This window comes from Acidiferrobacter sp. (assembly GCF_054609335.1).
Genome location: NZ_JBTRWP010000098.1, coordinates 1 through 3428, shown reverse-complemented (window position 1 = coordinate 3428; position 3428 = coordinate 1). Strand labels below are relative to the sequence as shown.

The 3428-nt window shown below is 56.6% G+C and carries 6 protein-coding genes and 1 pseudogene; 3 read left to right on the top strand and 4 right to left on the bottom strand.

The genetic code is table 11. From position 1 onward, the window contains the following. Positions 1-444: 444 nt before the first annotated feature. Together ACYCTF_RS14250 and ACYCTF_RS14245 are read left to right on the top strand one after the other, a co-directional pair. Complete coding sequence (locus ACYCTF_RS14250; protein WP_461284357.1) at positions 445-750, top strand: type II toxin-antitoxin system RelE/ParE family toxin; 306 nt, start codon at positions 445-447, stop codon at positions 748-750. Beyond that, positions 743-1030, top strand: a complete 288-nt coding sequence (locus ACYCTF_RS14245; RefSeq protein ID WP_461284356.1) for an addiction module antidote protein — start codon at positions 743-745, stop codon at positions 1028-1030. The genes ACYCTF_RS14250 and ACYCTF_RS14245 overlap by 8 nt, the downstream gene beginning before the upstream one ends. A gap of 469 nt (positions 1031-1499) precedes the next feature. Here ACYCTF_RS14245 and ACYCTF_RS14240 read toward each other — a convergent pair. Further along, a pseudogene (locus tag ACYCTF_RS14240) lies at positions 1500-1658 on the bottom strand (DUF4396 domain-containing protein); the annotation flags it as partial. A gap of 270 nt (positions 1659-1928) precedes the next feature. Between ACYCTF_RS14240 and ACYCTF_RS14235 the strand changes: the two are divergent. Then, positions 1929-2153: a hypothetical protein gene (locus ACYCTF_RS14235; protein ID WP_461284355.1), complete on the top strand. Its 225-nt coding sequence runs from the start codon at positions 1929-1931 to the stop codon at positions 2151-2153. Positions 2154-2160: 7 nt separating this feature from the next. On the opposite strand, the gene ACYCTF_RS14230 is transcribed toward ACYCTF_RS14235, so the two are convergent. From ACYCTF_RS14230 to ACYCTF_RS14220, 3 genes are all read right to left on the bottom strand, one after another. Further along, positions 2161-2646 (bottom strand): GNAT family N-acetyltransferase, encoded by a 486-nt coding sequence (locus ACYCTF_RS14230; protein ID WP_461284354.1) that lies wholly within the window; start codon positions 2644-2646, stop codon positions 2161-2163. Continuing rightward, the gene (locus tag ACYCTF_RS14225; protein WP_461284353.1) at positions 2639-2911 is read right to left on the bottom strand and encodes a type II toxin-antitoxin system TacA family antitoxin; all 273 of its coding nucleotides are present in this window, start codon (positions 2909-2911) and stop codon (positions 2639-2641) included. The genes ACYCTF_RS14230 and ACYCTF_RS14225 overlap by 8 nt, the downstream gene beginning before the upstream one ends. Before the next feature lie 319 nt (positions 2912-3230). Further along, a partial coding sequence (locus ACYCTF_RS14220) for a hypothetical protein (protein ID WP_461285081.1) occupies positions 3231-3428 on the bottom strand: 198 nt, incomplete at its 5' end.

The following is a 3428-nucleotide window of genomic DNA, read 5'->3' as shown; positions in this document are numbered from 1 at the left end:
GCATCTGGCCAGCAGGACAGCTTCTTGCGCCTAACAGGTTCCAGCTTGCGTTTTCTCAACTTCATGCGACGATCTCGGTATGACATCACCCCTCCTTCGCCGCCGCCCTCTCTCCCCCAGATCTCCATCTCCCGCCCGATCTCCATACCGTGCTCGCCCGCGTCTATGCGGCGCGCGCAGGACGCCAGCGCCCTTTCCTTAATTGGGATACCCTGACACTCCGAGGCGGTCTTGTAGAGGCGTTGGCGACCGAGGATTGAGTAGGGATGTTGGATTAGTATAAAACTCAAGCACTTGCACGTATAAGCCCGACGCGAATGCATTGCTGTCGCATGGCGGACGCATCGCCAACGCAATCCAAACGCAATGCCATCGCCGTCCATCCGCTATCCCATTTTATCGCCTTATTGACGTCATGATAACTACAGTTCACAATATGAGTTTATGGAGATCATCAAAAGCGCGACGTTCGATCGCTGGCTGACAAAACTACGGGACGTGCGTGCCCGGACTCGTATTCAGATGCGGCTGGATCGGCTGGCGCTCGGAAATCCGGGAGATGTGAAACCGGTCGGCGAAGGTGTCTCAGAAATGCGTATCGACTATGGACCCGGTTATCGGGTGTACTTTTACCAATCGGGGATAGCCATCATTGTTTTGCTCTGCGGCGGCGACAAGACAACACAAGATACGGACATTACCAACGCCAAGACTATCGCGGCTCGTTGGAAGGAGAGTTCTCATGGATAAAGAATTTAGTCATTACGATACTGCGGACTACTTAAAGACCGACGAAGATATCGTCGCCTATCTGGAGGCCTGTGCGGAAGAAAATGATCCCGCCCTTATGGCCCACGCCTTGGGAACCATTGCCCGCGCTCGCAACATGAGTCAACTGGCGCGTGATACCGGGCTCACCCGTGAGGGCCTCTATAAGGCACTTTCGGGCGATGGTAATCCCAGTCTCGCCACGGTTATGAAAGTCGCCCATGCCTTAGGGCTTCAGATCACTTTCCGGCGCACAGCATAAACAAAGGCCCCCAACCAGTGGGGCCAAAGCCGCACTGCTACGACTGGAGGGTGTTTGGCAGCTTCTTGCATCTAAGAGGTTCCGGCTTGCGTTGGGAGCGAATCAATTGGCAAACACACGTTTTGACGGTTCCTTGGCAGGAGACTAAAACCAGTACCGCCAGGAGCGTGCCATTATCCCAGGCGGTAATGGCGGTCCTGGAATCCCTACCAATTAAAAAGGGTGGGATTGGCGACGCCGAACCTTATTTGTCCAGATGTGATCACCGATTATTTACGATGAGCGCACTTGAGCATTGTACCCATTTTTGTACCTATTTGTTTCGCTCTCGAATCCATTTTTTCCCGCCCAAAGAAATCGCTCGTTTGTGCCAATACGGCACTTTTCGCGGGCGTAGCCGGCCGCGGCGGTCGTGCTACGCTGCTCCGACCAGAGCGCGCCGCGTTCGCATGAACGTTCGACATGAAGCTCACATCATCTCTTTGATGCCAGAGCGGAGCAGCCACCAGTTAACCGGGTAGCTGGTTAGAAAGCCGCACAGCATCGCAATCTGCATCATGAACCAGAACTCAACGCTATCAACTGCAATTCTGACACCAAATACGTGCGGGAAATAATAAAGGCTCGCGAAGTGTTAACGATCATGTAAATCCGCGTCTTTGTGTCAGAAAGACGCGGATTTACATGATCGTTAACACCCCGTAAATAGACCGCCACCACGTTCCGAAGCGGCGTCACTTCACATTGAGAATTGCTGGGTGCGGGCCGGCCGCGGAAGGCGGCGATTGCGCAGCCCGACGCTGGACCGTTCGTTGCAGCTCATGGATTTACGCCCGCGCCTACGGCCCACGTGCCGCCCGCGCAACCCGATAACCAGGAGAGCGTATAGCTCATTCTGATGTCCTGGTCCTTTCTTCATATCATTGGCGCGGTTCTGAATGTCTTTGGGAGTGGCGGCCTGCTGTTGGAGGGGCTGTTACTCCTGCGGCAGGAGCGGCGCGCACACAGCCGCGTGTTGCGAATATCGCATAAACTGCTGGCGAGCGCCGAGGCCTCGGCAGCGGCTTTCTTTATCGGCAATTTGTGCCTGTTATTAGCCGATGTCGGGCCGGCTTGGTTTTAGCTCGATTTTAGCGCCCGAACGGCAAATAAAGCGTGGTGAAAGAGTCGACGCAGGCGATAAACCCGTAATGCCGATAGAATAAAGCGGCGTTCTCATCTTTGGCATCCACGACCAGAGCATAGGCGGCGACCTCCTCTCGGGCCCGCAGGCACCGCTCGACTGCCAAACCTAGAAGGAGCTTGCCGAGTCCTTGGCCTTTCCGATCCTGATGGACGGCCAGTCGGCCCATCGGAAAACACGGCAGGGGGAACCGCGGCAAGTGTCGGCGACGCTCTTCGGAGATCTGTGCCGTATCAATCTGCGCCGCGCTTAAGGTGTAATAACCCAACACCATGGAGGGCCTATCAGAGTCTGCAAGGACGTAGATTTGGGTTAGGCCGCGCCGGCGATGTTGCGTGACGAACCGTGCGAGGTATTCGTTCAGGACGGGCGTACCGCAATCGAAGGCCTTGCTGTCGTGAACCTGGGATTCAAACCGCAGCTCCTCAAGCACGGTGCGTGATTTGGCCCGCGCTCTTGAGTGCGTCCTTTAGCGCCTTATTGGGTGCAAATGGCTTGGTCAGAGCTGCCGCGAGCTTCGCAAAATCCTGCGCTGATAAGGTCACCCGGATTTCCTGCTCCACGAGCATTCGCGCCTTTTCCTTGGCGGCGGCCCGCACGAATCCCGCGGTTGTCGTCCCCATCAGTTCGGCCGCCTGCGCAAACAGTTCTTTCTCATCTTCCCTGAGCTTCAGGTCAAAACGTGCCCCTACGGTCATCTTCCATTCTCCTTAATGGGGTGCTACGCGCACGTGTGGCTTTTCATACGGTATTTTACCGTACCCTTGGGATTTGTCTAGCATGCTCTCCAGCTGCGCCCCTCTCGCTGTCGCGCCTCCCTGGGTAGTCGGCTCCTGACGTTTGTTGTAGAGAATGACAGCCTTATACGCCGCGCATTCACCGCTTGCGTTGTTCAGAAAGGCCTTAGGAGTCGATCTAGGCACCCGGAAAGAAGGACCTAAGGAGCCCATCTCTCTCGCCCCGCTCGCCTCCCGATAATCACCATAAGCTCGTCTCTCACGAGGACTGACTTCCTTATCACGGCTCATCAGGCTGACCCTGAGCGACCCGAAGCAATCGAATCGCAAACCGTCTCGGGACGTCCGCGCGTACAAGCCTCCAGGCCGCGAGTGCGCGCGTGAGGGCAGCGACCCGCGCGGTGGTCAGCGCCTGGAGACGCGCGACCTCGGCCTGCGCCAGGGCCGGCTCACTATCTTGTTGACCGCGAATCCGGGC